This is a genomic window from Thermococcus sp. AM4, from assembly GCF_000151205.2.
Lineage (GTDB): Archaea > Methanobacteriota_B > Thermococci > Thermococcales > Thermococcaceae > Thermococcus.
Genome location: NC_016051.1, coordinates 1 through 16,339, shown reverse-complemented (window position 1 = coordinate 16,339; position 16,339 = coordinate 1). Strand labels below are relative to the sequence as shown.

General features: G+C 55.0%; 11 protein-coding genes, 3 tRNA genes and 1 pseudogene. 9 read left to right on the top strand and 6 right to left on the bottom strand.

Features of this window, described 5'->3' with window-relative positions:
- Nucleotides 1–106: 106 nt before the first annotated feature.
- Nucleotides 107–1,354, bottom strand: a complete 1,248-nt coding sequence (gene prf1, locus TAM4_RS00080) for a peptide chain release factor aRF-1 (protein ID WP_048149507.1) — start codon at nucleotides 1,352–1,354, stop codon at nucleotides 107–109.
- 63 nt (nucleotides 1,355–1,417) lie between these two features.
- Nucleotides 1,418–2,611 (bottom strand): redox-regulated ATPase YchF, encoded by a 1,194-nt coding sequence (locus tag TAM4_RS00075; protein WP_014121191.1) that lies wholly within the window; start codon nucleotides 2,609–2,611, stop codon nucleotides 1,418–1,420.
- A 269-nt stretch (nucleotides 2,612–2,880) separates the two neighbouring features.
- On the opposite strand from TAM4_RS00075, the gene TAM4_RS00070 reads away from it, so the two are divergent.
- The 6 genes and pseudogenes from TAM4_RS00070 (at nucleotide 2,881) to TAM4_RS00045 (ending at nucleotide 12,204) form a co-directional block, all read left to right on the top strand.
- Nucleotides 2,881–5,736: a PEGA domain-containing protein gene (locus TAM4_RS00070; protein WP_237702100.1), complete on the top strand. Its 2,856-nt coding sequence runs from the start codon at nucleotides 2,881–2,883 to the stop codon at nucleotides 5,734–5,736.
- Nucleotides 5,737–5,816: 80 nt separating this feature from the next.
- A pseudogene (locus TAM4_RS00065) lies at nucleotides 5,817–6,564 on the top strand (class I SAM-dependent methyltransferase).
- A gap of 60 nt (nucleotides 6,565–6,624) precedes the next feature.
- Nucleotides 6,625–7,671: a hypothetical protein gene (locus TAM4_RS00060; RefSeq protein ID WP_048149502.1), complete on the top strand. Its 1,047-nt coding sequence runs from the start codon at nucleotides 6,625–6,627 to the stop codon at nucleotides 7,669–7,671.
- 91 nt (nucleotides 7,672–7,762) lie between these two features.
- Complete coding sequence (locus TAM4_RS00055) at nucleotides 7,763–8,908, top strand: MFS transporter (protein ID WP_237702099.1); 1,146 nt, start codon at nucleotides 7,763–7,765, stop codon at nucleotides 8,906–8,908.
- A 4-nt stretch (nucleotides 8,909–8,912) separates the two neighbouring features.
- The gene (locus tag TAM4_RS00050; RefSeq protein WP_014121187.1) at nucleotides 8,913–11,579 is read left to right on the top strand and encodes a valine--tRNA ligase; all 2,667 of its coding nucleotides are present in this window, start codon (nucleotides 8,913–8,915) and stop codon (nucleotides 11,577–11,579) included.
- A gap of 76 nt (nucleotides 11,580–11,655) precedes the next feature.
- Entirely contained in the window at nucleotides 11,656–12,204 is a 549-nt protein-coding gene (locus tag TAM4_RS00045; RefSeq protein WP_048149497.1) for a hypothetical protein, read from the top strand.
- A 2-nt stretch (nucleotides 12,205–12,206) separates the two neighbouring features.
- On the opposite strand, the gene trm10 is transcribed toward TAM4_RS00045, so the two are convergent.
- Nucleotides 12,207–13,316, bottom strand: a complete 1,110-nt coding sequence (gene trm10, locus TAM4_RS00040; protein WP_048149483.1) for a tRNA (guanine(9)-/adenine(9)-N1)-methyltransferase — start codon at nucleotides 13,314–13,316, stop codon at nucleotides 12,207–12,209.
- Between the two features lie 90 nt (nucleotides 13,317–13,406).
- Between trm10 and TAM4_RS00035 the strand changes: the two genes are divergently transcribed.
- Nucleotides 13,407–13,484, top strand: a tRNA-Glu gene (locus TAM4_RS00035).
- A gap of 142 nt (nucleotides 13,485–13,626) precedes the next feature.
- Here TAM4_RS00035 and TAM4_RS00030 read toward each other — a convergent pair.
- From TAM4_RS00030 to TAM4_RS00020, 3 genes are all read right to left on the bottom strand, one after another.
- Nucleotides 13,627–13,703 (bottom strand) — tRNA-Arg (locus TAM4_RS00030).
- 77 nt (nucleotides 13,704–13,780) lie between these two features.
- Nucleotides 13,781–14,413: a CRISPR-associated protein Cas4 gene (cas4, locus tag TAM4_RS00025; RefSeq protein ID WP_014121184.1), complete on the bottom strand. Its 633-nt coding sequence runs from the start codon at nucleotides 14,411–14,413 to the stop codon at nucleotides 13,781–13,783.
- Nucleotides 14,414–14,553: 140 nt separating this feature from the next.
- On the bottom strand, nucleotides 14,554–14,895 hold the full coding sequence (locus TAM4_RS00020) for a hypothetical protein (protein ID WP_014121183.1): 342 nt from the start codon (nucleotides 14,893–14,895) through the stop codon (nucleotides 14,554–14,556).
- 128 nt (nucleotides 14,896–15,023) lie between these two features.
- On the opposite strand from TAM4_RS00020, the gene TAM4_RS00015 reads away from it, so the two are divergent.
- Together TAM4_RS00015 and TAM4_RS00010 are read left to right on the top strand one after the other, a co-directional pair.
- Entirely contained in the window at nucleotides 15,024–15,863 is an 840-nt protein-coding gene (locus TAM4_RS00015; protein WP_014121182.1) for a class I SAM-dependent methyltransferase family protein, read from the top strand.
- 43 nt (nucleotides 15,864–15,906) lie between these two features.
- Nucleotides 15,907–15,984: transfer RNA gene (locus TAM4_RS00010), tRNA-Lys, on the top strand.
- Nucleotides 15,985–16,339: the final 355 nt, after the last annotated feature.

Below are 16,339 nucleotides of genomic sequence, written 5' to 3'. Positions count from 1 at the left end.
GCCCCCGATACTAAGTATCGGTACCGATACTTAAATGTTGCTGAGACAAACGAGACAAACAACAGCGATATATAATGAAGGTGTAAAAAAGAAGCCCGCAGGTAGCTCAATGAATCTTGTACCTCAGGAACGCTCCAAGCCCGCCGAAAGCCGTATAGAACTGCTGGCCCTCCTCGGTATCGAGGGAGATTATCTCCACGTTCGAGCCGGCTTCCTCCGCCATCTTTATGAGCTCCTCCGCGACGTCCCACTTCTCGAAGGTTATGTTCTGACTACCACACTTCGGGCAGTGGGTCAGCTTCTTCTTGTAGACGTGGAACTCCTGCTCGCTCATCGTTTTCTCCTCGCTCCAGCCACAGTTGTTGCACTTGGCCTTGACGCGGACCTTGTCGTAGCCCTCGCTGATGAGGAGCGTGTCCACGGCGCCGAGTTCGAGGGCGTTTCTAACTTCCTTCTCACCGTAGGTTATCATCCCCGTGTCCTTGACGAGGTGCTTGAAGAAGTCCTGGATAAGCTTCCTCTCCTTGACCGCCTCATGGTCTCTGAGTATATCGCTGGCCTTCTCAACGAGCTCCCTCAGGCCGTACTCGCCGTGGTAGCTTATGTCGACGACACCGATAATCTTCTTCCTCAGCTCGTGGTGGAGGTAATCACCTTCAACGAACTCCTCCTTGGTCGGTCCGGGACCGCCTATGATGATTCCCCTCAGCTCACCTTTCTCAAGGAGCGGGAGGAATGCCTGATTGGCGTGCTCTCCGATGCGCTTCATGAACTCGTGCGTCTCCTGCTCACGAATCCTCTCGTAACGCCTCGCCGACTGACCACCGGCCCTCGTCTTTCCCGGGACGTTCGAGGTGAGCTCGTCTATCACCTCAATCCTCTTGCCCCTGAGGAGGCCTATCGTTGCCTCGTTCTTCTCGACGGTTATGAGGCCGTACGCATCTTTAACGCGGAGCATCTCCTCAAGCGGTTCGGTGACGAAGGTCTGGTCACAGCGGTAGAGGCGGACTTTGAGCGGTTCCGGCGGGACTATAGCCCAGAGCCTTATGTCGCTGACTCCCTCCTGCTCGCTGACGTTACCAACGAACAGGGCAAGGCCGTTCTCCGGAGTTTTGCGGTAGAGCTTGAGGTGTTGCATCGCCCTTTCAAGCGCTCCTAAAACGTTCTTTCGAGTGGACTTGCTCTTGATGTTCTGGGCCGTTCCGTACTCCTCGCGAAGCTGCTGCATGACCTTGTTGATGTCGTAGCCCGCCGGGATGTAGAGGCTCACGAGTTCGGTCGCTCGACCTCGATAGCTCTTGAGTTCCTCAACCTTCTTCTTGAGCTCGTACATTTCCGCTGACTTGTGAGACATGAGCATCACCCCTATTCTCTCGCCGAGGGGCATAGAAAAGGGAAATTTATAAAGGTTTGGAGGTCACTTGGCCGTCGCGACTATCTTGATTATGTCGTTGAACTGAAGCTCGTAGTCCTCCCCGACGCGCCTCTTCGTTCTGGCGTTCACCGCGTAGAGGAAAGTCCTTCCAAGGTCGGTGTGGACCTTATACGCCAAATCCCTCGGCGTCGAGCCCTTCGGGAGCAGGTAGACGTGGGGCAGGACGTTGCCGAACTGGTCGGTGAGCTTGTTCTCGTCCTGAACAGGGTAAACCGGGATGAGATTGAGCAGCTCGAAGACGGCCCGATTTATGACCTCCTGAACGCCGGTCGAGCCGAAGCGGTCGAGGACTTTCTCCTTGATCAGCTGAAGGGCCTTCTCCTGCTTGGGGTTCATCTTCTTGACGATTTTGAAGTCGCTCGAGCCCGGAATGTACTCGATGAAGCCCGCCTTTGCCGCCTTCCTGAGGGTCAGCTCCGCTGCCGCTGAAGTGGGGACGACGATGTAGCCCCTCTTCTTTCCCTCCTCGATGAGCCTCTTGATTTGCTCGTCTGTGGCGGCATCGGCCTTGTTCGCGGCTATTATTATCGGCTTGTTGATTTTTCTCAGCTCGCGGACGAAGGCGAGCAAATCCTCGTCGCTCCACTTGGTGGGGTCGCCCGGAAGGCCCACCTTGTGGATAGCCTCCCAGACGTCCTCCTCGGTTACACCAATTCCGGAGAGGTGGTCGGCTATTGCCTGCTCTAATTTCATGTGCTGGAGTTTAATCCTCTTCGCAAACTTCTCCCAGCCCTTCTTGAGGATTCCGTAAATCCAGTAGTCTATCTCCCTCTCAAGGAACTCGATGTCCTCAACTGGGTCGTGGTAATCCGTCGGCTGACCCTCGGCGTCGGTCTTTCCGGTGGCGTCTATGACGTGGATTAAGGCAGAGGCCATTCTCAGGTCGTCGAGGAACTTGTTGCCCAGACCGCGCCCCTCATGAGCTCCTGGCACGAGACCGGCGACGTCAATCATCTTTATCGGAATCAGGGCCTTCCCATCGCGGTACTCGTAGTTCTGGGGGTTCGGCTTACAGCCGAGCTCTTTGCAGGGGTGCTCCGCTATGGCATAGCTCACGCCGACGTTGGCATCGATGGTGGTGAAGGGGTAGTTCGCTATATCAACGTCAACGAGCGTCGCCGCTGAGAAGAACGTTGACTTTCCGACGTTTGGCTTTCCCACAACGCCTATCTCCATTTCATTCACCTGAGGAATTACCGCGAGAGGGTTTTAAGGGATTGCGGTTCGGCTATAACTTCCTCCGGAACGTCAAAATTTTCCGAAGAACGTTAATTTTATTTAGGTCGTCCCCAAACCTTAGTCCGGCCCAGCTGGCCATGGGCAATAGAGTTAAAAGCACAAACGCCCTTAAAGAGAACTGAACCCCTCAGGGGAGGTGAAGTGTCGTGAAATCCAAGAAGGGATTTAAAGAGATTTGGCGCAGGAAATTACAAGCGCTTCCGCTGATGCTTCTGCTGCTTGGAGGTATTATAGGGTTCGGAGCGAATACCGGATTCGTCAGCGCCTCCGGATCAACGGGCTTCTTCTGGGCCGCCACGTACACGGCCGAGAGGAGCGAAGCACTTTCACTGGCTTACTCTGATTCGGGCCTGGCCTTCATCGGCTGGCTCAACGGGGCCGGTGTTGACCACTCCAGCGCCTGGATAGTCAAGGTCAACGACGATGGAAGCATAGCCTGGCAGAAGGCTGCGAGTGGAAACTACGGCTTCAGTGATATTGAAGCGGCTGGAGATGGGTACATAGCCGTTGGCTGGGCCAACGGAGCCGATATCGCACAGAACGATGCCTGGATCGTTAAGTTCGACAAGGACGGAAACGTGGTGTGGCAGAAGGCCATCGGCGGCGATGGAGACCAGAAGGCGGTCGCGGTTTCTGGAGACGCGTTCGTTGGAACCTACAACGGATTCCCGTGGATAGTCACCTTCGACGAGAACGGAAGCGTTAACTGGGAGGCCGTCCTCAAGGGAGAGGGAAGCTACGGCTTCACCAACGTTCTCAAGGACTACAAGTACTACTACGCCGTTGGCTGGCTCAACGGTGCTCCTCTCGTCGTCAAGTTCAAGGGAGACGGGAGCAGGACCTACTGGCAGAACGTCATCGAGACCAGCGGAAAGGCCGTTGCAATAGTCCCTGCAACAAAGGGAACCATCACCGCCGCCGTAACCGGCGATGGGAGCATGCTCATCAAGTTTGACTACTTCGGAAACCTCAAGTGGGAGAAGCTCTACAAGGGCGTTCAGATAAGGGCCCTCTACAAGGACGGTGACTACATCATTGCCGCGGGCGAGATGGACGGAAAGGCCCTCGTTATGAAGCTCGATGAGGACGGAAACGTCATAAAGGCCGTCACCTACGGCACCGGAGCTTTCAACGGAGTGACCATTGGCGGTAAGGTCTTCCTCGCGGGTGTAATGAACGACAACGCCCTCGCCATGGCCGTTCCCGCGGGCGATCTCACCATACCCGCATGCGGACTCGCCGCCCCGGTCGAGGTAACCGTTGAGGACGCCAACGTTAGCGTAAGCAAAGCCCACCTGATCCTCAGCCCCGTTGAGTCAAGCGTCGTTGAAACCAGTGCCGAGTTCGTGAACACCACCGCGGAGTTCAACTCGCTGAAGGCGATAGCGCCTGTTCTCAGCGTTTCAGATCCCGTTGGTGACGACCACGGTCCGGGAACCTACACCTATCCGACCGACCCCGTCTTCAACAAGACCGGACTCTTCGACATAACCGGAATGGACGTTTACGAGACTCCAAACGACTACGTCTTCTACTTCCACTTCAAGAACCTCGGAGGCAACCCGTGGAACGGACCGAACGGCTTCAGCCTGCAGATAATCGAAGCCTACTTCGACTTCAAGGACGGAGGCAACACCTCAGCCATCAAACTGGCCGACAACGGGCCGGGAGCGAACGTGCAGTTCAACAGGCCCTGGGACGTCGCATTCAGGGTAACCGGCTGGACGTCAAAGCTCGTCCTCCCGAACATGAGCACCGTCGATATTGAGGCCAGTGCCGACCTTTCCACCAACACCGTTATCGTCAAGGTCCCGAGGGAGTACCTCAACATAACCCCGGACACCTTCTACGCAGTCCTCGTTGGCAGCCAGGACGGTTACGGCGTTGACGAGTGGCGTGATGTTCAGGTTAACGCTTCCCAGTGGAGGATTGGTGGTGGTGACGCTGACGCTATTATAGCTGGCGTTGCCCCGCGCGTCATGGACCTCCTCGTCCCAAGCTGGTTCCACCCAACCCAGGAGGAGCAGCTGAGCAGTTACGATGCCAAGGACAAGAAGCTTGCCACCGTTGACATGATACCCGTCTCAGAGAACTACGGCTTCCTCACGGTCATTTCAACCCCGAGCGGGGCCGACGTCAGCGTTGACGGCAAGAGCGTCGGAACCACACCCCTCAAGTACTACCTCGTCCCGGCTGGAGAGCACAACGTAACCGTGAGCATGCACAACTACCACGAGTACAAGGAGACCGTTACTGTCAAGCCCAAGGAAGTTACCCTCGTGAACGCCACGCTCAAGGTGCTCACCGGTAAGCTCACCATAACAAGCAAACCCACTAACGCCACGGTGATCATCGACGGTAAAGAGGTCGGCAAGACCCCGCTCGAGAACTACACCCTGCCCGTCGGCCTGCACCAGGTCATAGTCAAGATGCCTGGCTACAAGGACGAGGTCTTCAACGTGTCAATACAGGCCGGAAAGCTGCTGACCTTCCACGTCGAGCTCTCTCCAAAGACGGGAATGATAACCATCAACAGCACCCCCACCGGTGCCGAGGTCTACATCGACGGTCAGAAGGTCGGAACAACCCCGCTCGAGCACTACGTCCTCCCGATCGGTCTCCACCAGGTCATAGTCAAGATGCCTGGCTACAAGGACGAGGTCTTCAACGTGTCAATACAGGAGGGCAAGGAGCTCACCTTCAACGTTGAGCTCTCCCCGCAGACCGGAATGGTGACCATAACCACCGACCCGAGCGGTGCTGAAGTCTACATTGACGGCAAGAAAGTTGGAACCACACCGCTTGAGCAGTACGTCCTGACCGTCGGCAAGCACACTATTGTCATCAAGAAGGACGGCTACAAGGAGGAGACCCACGAGATAACCGTTGAGGCAGGGAAGGAGCTCAAGCTCAACTACAAACTCACCCCGCTCCAGACGACCACAACCACCACAACGACTACCACTACCACGACCACTACCGGTGGTGGCAAGGGCTTCTGCGGTCCGGCCGCCATAGTCGGCCTCGCAATAATCCCGCTCCTCCTCAGGAGGAGAAAGTGAGCCTTTCCCCTCTTTTTGTTTTCCGTCAATTTCAAGACAGGCTTTTTATTGGGAAACGCTGAAACTTTTCTGGTGGTGCCATGCACGAGCTCTACACCGTTCTGGCCGAGTACTACGACGCGATTTACAGGCGAAGGGCCGAGCGGGTTGGTAAGGAGATTGACTTCGTGGAGGAGCTGTTCCGGAAAGAGGCCAAAAGGGAAGTAGAGAAAATCCTCGACCTGGCCTGCGGAACCGGGATTCCTACGCTCGAACTCGCGAGGCACGGTTACGAAGTTATGGGCCTCGACCTCCACGAGGAGATGCTTGGCAGTTGCGAGAAGAAAGGCCGAAAGGGAAGGGCTCAGCATCGAGTTTATCCGGGGAAACGCGCTTGAGCTCGACTTCGAGGAGGAGTTCGACGCGGTAACGACCTTCTTCTCGTCCATCATGTACTTTGACGAGTCCCTCCTCCACAGGTTATTTGAAGCCATAGCTCGTGCCCTAAGGCCCGGGGGAATCTTCATAGCGGACTTCCCGTGCTGGTACTACGGCGGAAGGGACGGTCCAATAGTATGGGATGAGAGAAGGGGCGAAGAAAGGCTGGTCATAACCGACTGGCGTGAGGTGGAGCCGGCTTTCCAGAAGCTCCGATTTAAGAGACTCGTGCAGATAGTGAAGCCCAACGGGAGCATTAAAGCGTTCATGGTGGACGATGAACTCAACATTTACACGCCGAGGGAGATGAGGCTTTTAGCTGAGAGGCACTTCAGGCGGGTTAAAATTTACGGAAACCTTCACGAGCCGAGGCCCAACGACAGAAGGTACTGGCTGGTGGCGGTGAAATGATGCATAGGTCAATATGAAATTATTACTGCGTACTTAGAGTGGTTAGGGAGGTGAGCCGTGTTGTCTTTCTCCTTTATTTTCTTCGGTTTGGAAGAGACTCTCCGTGGGGAAATTTCGGAGGACACACTAACCATCGCTATTAAATACGGAGACAGGACCATACTCCTGGGCCAATGCTTTACCAGGGACGCAGTTAAGGATGTTATTGAAGCAACGGCCTTTGCAGCCGGTTCATGCAGGGGCGTTAAGGAGCTGTATCTAAGAAGTGGACGGTGTGACGTTTTGTTATTCCCCGGTAAGTATTGTCATGACAATAGCATTGTCCTGAAGTTCGGCACTTATGAACCTCTATCCCACGTCCGCTTTAAAATTGTGGACGACCTCCTCAGGCTTGAGATATACTGGGAGGAGGGAAAAGATATTGAAACTGTGGAAATCCCCCGTGGAGAGTTCGTTTCATCTGCCCTGAGCTTCCTTCGTTCTTCCCTTGAGGCGTTTCCGGATGAGGAATTAATGAGGGAGCTTGAAATTGCAGAGGAGCTGGCGAGGAGGGAGGGCCTGCTTCCTGCTGAGGAAAAGTTTGAAATCAAGGTCGAATGGCTTGGAGAGGTTAACTGCAGGAGAGAAAGGCTCCCGCTGGTCTACACCGTTGTGAGCTGTGGAAGGGAAATATTCAGCGGGCTCGTCGAACCCTTAGCTTTTGCCGGAGCCCTGATAAATCTCCTGAAGCTCGCTAAGGGAATAGAAGTCGGATGTGAGGTTGACATGACGCCGTATAATGACATCGTTGAAAGGGCAATGTCGTTAGTTGGCGATGAGAAGGTTTCCGACTACCTCGTGCTCTGGTTTGGGGCAGAGTGGCCGGGAACGGTGTTTGTGTTCAAGAAGGGTAGTGAGCTTGTTTTTGTGAACGTTAAAACGGGCTCCGTCATTGGGGTAAAGAAAGAAGAGGTGGAGAGTGTGGCGGCAAATACAGTTGGGATGATAATAGAGAAGCTAAGGGACGGGAATGGAGAGCTATCCAGCCTCATGGGCAAAGAGGATCTTATCACCATGCTTGCAAAGGAGCTCGATGCTACCTTGCCCGAAAGTGAAAAACCTTTTTAAACCCCTCCCCATTTCAGTGCACGGGTGATGCCTATCGTCCACGGAAAGACGGGAGCGTGGTCTGAAATGGCGCTACACGGCGACGGCTTTAGTGGGCTCGTTGAGCTCAGCGGTTCTTGGGCCTTACCTGAGCCTCTGGCTTAAGTCGGTTGGCCTGAGCTTTTCTGAGATTGGATTAGCTCAGAGCGTTTCAGAGATTGCCCAGCTTCTCACGGACTTCCCGACCGGCGGTCTCGCGGACAGGTACGGCAGGGTCAGGGTCTACTCCCTAGGAAGCTCCCTCTTCGGCCTCGGACTGGTCGTGGTGGGCCTCTCAGGAGGGCTCTGGAGCGTTCTCGCTGGCGCGTCCCTTTCCGGCCTCGGAAGCGCCCTCGTCAGCGGAACGATGGTCCCCTGGCTCTACGATGCCCTTGGAGATAGAAAGCGGGTAAAGGACGTCCTGAGCAGGCTGAAGGCCCTCTCCGGGCCGGTCAGGTTTGTTGGTGGCTTCCTCGGCGGTGCACTCGCTGGATTCGCTCCGAACGCCCCGGTGGTCATCGCGGGGCTTCTCGCGATGGCTTCCGGCGTTATGGCGGTCATCCTTCTGCCAGACAACAGGGGTAAGGCGGAACTCGGCTACTCTGGAATACTGCGCAGGGGCCTGCATGTGGTCCTTGGAGACAGGAGACTGCACCTGCTCCTCCTCTCTTCGTTCCTGCTGAGCTTCACGGGCAGGGCGTTCTTCACGTTCTGGATGCTCCTGCTGAAGGGCCGGGGACTGCCGGACGAAGCCCTTGGACCTCTCTTCGCGACGATGTTGCTCTCGACTTCCCTCGGTGCGTTGCTTGCGAGGAAACTCGAACCGTCCCCGAAAACAGTCGCCCTGACGTCTGCCCTGCTCGGCGTTGAGGTTGCCCTCCTCGGCCTCACCCCCGGCCTCTGGGAGAGCGTGGCTCTCCTCTTCGCGGTAGAGGTTACCCTCGGGGCGAGGGGACCGCTGATGGCAGTCCTCAGGAACGACCTCATTCCCTCGGAAGTCCGCTCGACGGTCAGCTCGACGCTGAGCACCTTAGGAAGCGGGTTCACGGCGATTGCAAACGTCGCGGTAGGCCTGCTCGCCGGAAAGTCCGGACTCGGCACGGCCTACCTCGTGGCCGGCCTGACCGGGGCCCTTTCGGCCCTGCCAATCTGGGGATTAACCTTTTTAAGCGCCCCCTGCGAAGGGTGTAACATCCCGGAAAAACCCGGTGGAAGGTGATAGGATGCTCCCGAAGAACTACGACCCGAACGAGATTGAGCCCAAGTGGCAGAAGTTCTGGCTCGATGAGAAAATCTACAAGTACGAGCTCGACGAGAAGAGGCCGAGCTACGCGATTGACACTCCGCCCCCGTTCACGAGCGGAACGCTCCACCTCGGTCACGTGCTCAGCCACACGTGGATTGACATCATCGCGCGCTATAAGAGAATGACCGGCTACAACGTGCTCTTCCCGCAGGGCTTCGACAACCACGGGCTTCCGACCGAGCTGAAGGTCGAGAAGGAGTTCGGAATAAGCAAGGACCAGCCCGAGAAGTTCCTCCAGAAGTGCGTTGAGTGGACCTGGCAGGCCATCGAGGCCATGCGCAACCAGTTCATCAGGATAGGCTACTCGGCCGACTGGGACCTGGAATACCACACGATGGACGACTGGTACAAGGCAGCCGTCCAGAAGTCCCTCATCGAGTTCTACAAGAAGGGCCTCCTCTACCAGGCCGAGCACCCCGTTTACTGGTGCCCGCGCTGTAGGACGAGCCTTGCCAAGGCTGAGGTCGGCTACGTCGAGGAGGACGGCTTCCTCTACTACATCAAGCTCCCGCTCGCTGACGGTTCCGGTTACGTTCCGATAGCGACGACGAGGCCCGAGCTCATGCCCGCCTGTGTGGCAGTTTTCGTCCATCCCGAGGACGAGCGCTACAAAGACGTCGTCGGCAAGAAGGTTAAACTGCCAATATTCGAGCGCGAGGTGCCGGTCTTGGCTGACGAGGACGTTGACCCGAGCTTTGGAACCGGAGCGGTCTACAACTGTACCTACGGTGACGAGCAGGACGTCGTCTGGCAGAAGCGTTACAACCTGCCTGTCATCATAGCCATCAACGAAGATGGAACGATGAACGAGAACGCCGGGCCTTATGCGGGCCTCAAGACCGAGGAAGCGAGGAAGAAGATTGCGGAAGACCTTGAGAAGATGGGGCTCTTGTACAAGAAGGAGGAGATAAGGCACAGAGTTTTGAGACACACCGAGAGAAGCTCCTGTATGGCCCCGATTGAGCTGTTGCCCAAGAAGCAGTGGTTCATAAAGGTCAAGGACTTCACGGACGAGATAGTCAAGGTCGCAAAGGAAATCAACTGGTATCCCGAGGACATGTTCCTCCGCCTCAAGGACTGGGCCGAGTCAATGGACTGGGACTGGGTCATAAGCAGGCAGAGGGTCTTTGGAACGCCGATTCCCTTCTGGGTCTGCGATAACGGCGAGATAATACTGCCTGACGAGGATAAGCTTCCGGTTGACCCGCGCTTTGATAAGCCTCCGAGGAAGTGCTCCGACGGAAGCGAACCGAAGCCCGTCACCGACGTCCTCGACTGCTGGGTCGACTCAAGCATAACCCCGCTGATAATAAGCAGGTGGCACGACGCGATTAAGGGCAACGAGGAAGCGAAGCGCTGGTTCGAGCACAACTTCCCGACCGCGCTCAGGCCCCAGGGAACCGACATCATAAGGACGTGGGCATTCTACACGATATTCAGGACCTACATGCTCACCGGCCAGAAGCCCTGGCGCGACGTTCTCATCAACGGAATGGTTGCCGGGCCCGACGGCAGGAAGATGAGCAAGAGCTACGGCAACGTCGTTGCCCCAGACGAGGTCATTCCGAAGTACGGCGCCGACGCTCTCCGCCTCTGGACTGCTTTAGCGCCGCCCGGAGAAGACCATCCCTTCAAGTGGGAGACCGTCGATTACAACTACCGCTTCCTGCAGAAGGTCTGGAACATCTACCGCTTCGCCGAGCGCCATTTGGCCGACTTTGACCCGGCCAAAGCGCCCGAGGAGCTCGAACCGCTCGACCGCTGGATTCTCAGCAGGCTCCACAGGCTCATCAAGTTCGCCACCGAGGAGATGGAGCGCTACCGCTTCAACCTGCTCACGCGCGAGCTGATAACCTTCGTCTGGCACGAGGTGGCGGATGACTACATCGAGATGATTAAGTACCGTCTCTACGGCGACGACGAGGAGAGCAAGCTGAAGGCTAAGACGGCGCTCTACGAGCTCCTCTACAACCTGATGCTCCTGATGGCGCCGTTCGTCCCGCACATCACCGAAGAGCTCTACCAGAACCTCTTCCGCGAGCAGATTGGCGCTAAAAGCGTCCACCTCCTCGACTGGCCGAAGTTCAGGGAGGACAGAATTGACGAAGAGGCCGAGAAGCTCGGCGAGCTGGCGAGGGAAATAGTCGGCGCGATAAGGCGCTACAAGAACTCTCACGGCCTCGCCCTCAACGCCAAGCTCAAGCACGTGGCCATCTACGCAACAGACTCCTACGAGAAGCTCAAGACCATCGAGAGGGACATAGCCGGAACGATGAACATCGAGAGGCTTGAGGTCATTAGGGGCGAGCCGGCTTTAGAGGAGCGCATAACCGAGATAAAGCCCAACTTCAGAACCGTTGGGCCGAGATACGGCAAGCTCGTGCCGAAGATTACCGCCTACCTCAAGGAGCACGCCGATGAGGTGGCGAAGGCCCTCAAGGAGACCGGAAAGGTCGAGTTCGAGGTCGATGGAGAAAAGGTCGAGCTCGGCAAGGACGACGTCGTCATCAGAAAGGCGGTGTTCAGCGAAGGAGAAGAGGTCGAGACTGCCGTCGTTGGGGACGCGGTTATAGTGTTCTTCTGAAGTTCTTTTTGATTTCCCAATTTTACTGAAGAATTAATTTTTTAAGAGGGTTGATCCCCATACCTGGGGGGTGGGTATGGGAATCTGCTCCATTTATTTAATCGAAAAGGCGAAAAGGCCTGAGGAATGGCCTTCTCTCTCAGGCAAACTTGAGGGTATGAAGATAAAACCCCTACCAGTGTACGAACGCCACGAAATGAAGAGGGTTTTGATGAATTTGTGTAGAGAATACGATGAAATCATCGTTTTAAGAATAGGTCAGAGCCTCTATGTGATTCCCAACCTCAAGCTGAGTACGCCCGAAGAAAAGAAAAAGACCCTGAAGGATACCACTGTTAAACTGTTAAAAGCAAGAGTTGAGGAGGTTCTAATAACAAGTGAGAAAGGCCTTGAAAACTTCGTCAACGATCTTTTCGAGGGAAAAATAAAGGTCGGCGAACCATGGTGGATTAGAAAAGCCAAGCTCTTTGCAGTCGCGGTTGTATTTTTGGTTATTCTCCTCCACTTTGGAGTCGTCAGTGATGAACCTTCTGCCGGAAGTTCCTACAAAACGCATTTTCTCAGCAAGATCATCGTAATCATGTTGACGCTCATCATTGGAATCAAAAGGGGATACATAAAGTGATCTCAACAATTGTAGCATAACATCGCGGCCTTTTTGAGCAGAATCACGCGGTAGAGCTTCCCCTTTATTATCCTCGCGTTCGAAATCTTGTTGAGGTGGTGAATCCTCTTCCTTTCAAGCGCTATCAGGTCCAGCTCCCTAAGAACTTTAACAAAGTCCTCCCAGCGGATTTTGAGCCACTTCGAGTACTCGTTGAAGAGTTCCTTCTCGACGACGCGGTAGGTCTTTCCGTCCACCATGTAGCGGGTTGCCCTCTTAGGAAGCTCCTTTCTGAGCCTCCAGCGCGCGTGAAGCGGTTCCTGGAACTCGTAAACGGCCTCGTCCATTGACTTTCCTTCCACCATCATCTTGAGAATTATCCCGAGGATTCTGTTTATTCTATCAGGAACGCCTGTGATGTCGCCCCTGAGGACTATCTTCCTCCGCCTAACTCTTATCCCTGTCCTTTCAAGCTCCTCGCCTATTTTCGGCGTCAGCTTTTTATCATGACCAGTATCCACGATTCCGCCGATTACAAAGGCCTTAACGTCGAAGTCTTTTTCGCTTAAAACCTCGTCCGCCCAGGGGTCAAGGAGAACGACCTCATCTATTCCTTTCTCCTTTAAAAACTCGGCAGTCGGACCCTCGTAGGAGGTAATCCTGTCAAGGGGGCCGTGGAACATCTCTCGGAACTCCTCGTTGGCCCACGTCACGGCCAGCTCTCTCCCGGTGAAGTAGTCGCGTAGAAGGCCGTAGCTCTGGTTAATCTGGAGGCAGACCTTGCCCTTCTCCTTTTGAGTGTGCTTATCCCAGAGCTGGAGGTCGATTATGAAGTAGGGCCACTCCGGAAGCTTCGAGCGGAGCTCCTCCGGGGAGAGAACCATCTCGAACTTATCTGCCATGCAGAGGGGGGCGTAGGCGTAGTAAGAGCCCTCAACGCGGTTTCCGTTCAGGTCCCACGCAACTGCCGTCTTCTCCGGAACGCGGAAGATTGCACCCTTGCCGTGGACTATCTCAATCGCAATGTCCTGGAGCTTGTTTTTAGACTTTCGGAAACGCTTCGAGAGGGTTCCGATGCTCTCTATGCCCTTCTCCCTCAGTGCATCCCTGAGAACGTCCGCGAGGGTCTTCATGGCCATCGCTTGAGGCTCGGGTGGAGGTTTAAAAAGGTTTGCCGAGACCTGACGAAAGATTTTTAAACGCTCGCCCTTCCCTAATATCGAGCCCCGGTGGTGTAGCCCGGTCAAACATGCGGGCCTTTCGAGCCCGCGCCCCGGGTTCAAATCCCGGCCGGGGCACCAGAATTCTTCCGTGTGCTGTTCTGTCAGTGGCTTTGCGTTAAAGAAGGCTAACTTCCAAGAAAACCTATCTTAAAGGCCTCAAAGAATGAGATTAATTCTTCTAAAGTTCCAGGGGAGAACCCTCAGGAACTTTCGAAGGGTATGGCGGGCCCGGCGGGATTCGAACCCGCGACCTCCGGCTTAGAAGGCCGGCGCCCTATCCTGCTAGGCTACGGGCCCTCGAACTCATAGAGAGGGATGTCTTTTATAAGCTTTGCCCTCCAGCGGGCGGATCAGGGATCAAAAACCGAGACGAGTCAATCCTTCTCAAACCCGTTTCCGTCGGGATAGCACAGATACCTGTATGGACAGAACCGGCACAGGTAAGAGTACTCCCCCTTGGGAGGTTTACCCCGCTCATAGGCCTTTTTGACGTTATAGAAATGGCGCAGAGTCTCCTTGAAGAGCTTCTCATCGTACGGGATTTCAAACGCCCTGAAGTTGGGCCCCTTGATGACTGGGAAATTGGAGAAGTCAAGCTTGCTTATCACCGTTAAAGGCCTCTCGTGGAGTTTGACGTAGTAGAGGTACCCGTATTCGGCCTCAGCCCATCTGAGGTACACGTTGAGCTGAGCAAGGTGAGACTCGTAGGGAACCCGGGGGAGGCTCGTTTTGCCCTTGATCTCGATTGGAAACTCCCGAAAGGCGTCTATTCTGCCGTGGATTTCAAACCCAAGCTTTCTCGATCTCAAGACGAGGTGCTTTTCCAGCTCAAAGCCGAACCTCTTGTTCAGTATCTCCCCGAGGACACCGTGCGTGTTTACTCCCTGGTTCAGCCTGACCTTTACAAACTCGGGCCACCTCTCGGGATAACCCATCAGCCGGAAGTAAATACGCCTTGGACAGCTCAACGCCTCGCTTGCATAGAACTCAATGAGCTCCCCGTCCATTTCCTTCCCTCCGTCGGGCGGTTCATCGGCCCGCAACCTCCCCGCCCGCTGTCAGCTAATACCGACGTCATCACAGATCAGACTGGGCAAGGGTCGTCATCCAAAATAGGATGGAGGAAGCATTTTAAAACCTTAGCCCCTTAGGTCTGAACCCTTGGTTTGTCGTGTTTTTTCAGAGAGTAGCTGAGCCCGTAGGCCGGCCAGAGACTCGGGGGCTGCTCGTAGTGGTGGAGATTCCTCAGGATCTTCTCGGCGGTTTTTTTGTCGCGCGCCCTTATCCTCAGCTTTCCTTCGGAGAGAACAACCTCGCCGCTGGGGAGCTGAAGGCGGAGCTCTTTTCCATTAACCTCGGGTCTTGCTTTCATGAGAAGCCTGCGGTATTCCTCGTACGCCCTGCTGCTGAGATCCTGCTCAAGAAGGAACTCCTTTTTTCCACCAAACAGTCTCGAAAACCAACTACTGCCTGAGGGGTCTTCATCCATATTCCTCATCGACCTCCGGTCGATACGTTCTCACACTAACTCCGGCCTTTTCCTTTTTAAGGCTTTCTCATCGCTTTTTGACGAAGCGACAGAAAAGCATAATAACCTGCATAGGGGAGTTAAACTCGATGAAGAGGGGGACGCAGGTAATAAAACCAAGGATACGCGAGATACTGGGCAGGGAGCTTCCCGGTGAGCTCATGGATCTCCTGCCAAAGCACTGGGTCAGGATAGGGGACGTTCTCATCCTTCCCCTCAGGACGGAGCTTGAACCCTACAAGCACAGAATAGCCGAAGTCTACGCCGAGGTACTTGGGGTTAAAACCGTTCTCAGGAAAGGGCGGATTTCGGGGGAGTTCCGGGAGACGAACTACGAAATTCTCTACGGAAGCGATACGATAACCGTTCACGTGGAAAACGGCGTTAAATACAAGCTCGACGTGGCGAGGATAATGTTCTCGCCGGCGAACGTTAAAGAACGCGTTAGGATGGCAAAGGTCGCTCGACCTGGTGAGATGGTCGTGGACATGTTCGCCGGGATTGGACATTTGAGTCTTCCCATGGCCGTTCATGGGGGTGCGAGGGTTATTGCGATCGAGAAAAGTCCCTACACGTTCAAATTCCTCGTGGAGAACATAGAGCTCAACGGCGTTTGGGATCGGATGACGGCATACAACATCGACAACAGGGATTTTCCCGGCGAGAACGTTGCGGATAGGGTGATCATGGGCTACGTTGTAAGAACTCACGAGTTCATTCCCAAAGCTCTGAGCATAGCCAAGAGCGGGGCGGTAATTCACTACCACAACACGGTCCCAGAGAGGCTAATGCCGGAGGAGCCGTTTAAGACATTCAGGGAGATCGCCCGAGAATACGGGGTTGAGGTCGAAAAGCTGAACGAGCTGATCATCAAACGCTACGCTCCGGGAGTGTGGCACGTCGTAGTGGACGTCAGGGTCTTCAAATGATGGGGCAAAGCTTATAAAAGCTCCTGGAATATCAGTCGCGGGTGGGCCGGTAGCTCAGCCTGGTTAGAGCGCGGGGCTTTTAACCCCGTGGCCGCGGGTTCAAATCCCGCCCGGCCCGCCATACGAAAGACAAGGGGGGCTCCGCCCCCTTATCTCTCTGTACTCTCAAACCCCCGGAGTGGGGCTTCGCCCCACGTTAAGAAACTTTGCCAAGCAAAGTTTCATCAAAGTTGGCATGCCTTTTGAATAGTTTGTTCTCAGGGGGTTTACTTCCAAACCTGCCAGTTTTGAATGTGTTTTCCTCCCGTTAGCGCCCTCCGGGCGCTGTTTAAAACTAAAAACTTCCCTCCACACGCTATCATGAGAGTAAACCTGAATCCATTCGACTTTTTAATAACGCATGCAACTTTCCCTCTGCCCTTCTGGACAGTTAAACTATTTTGGTCAAGCTTTGCGCAAGCAAAGGTTGCCGGGGG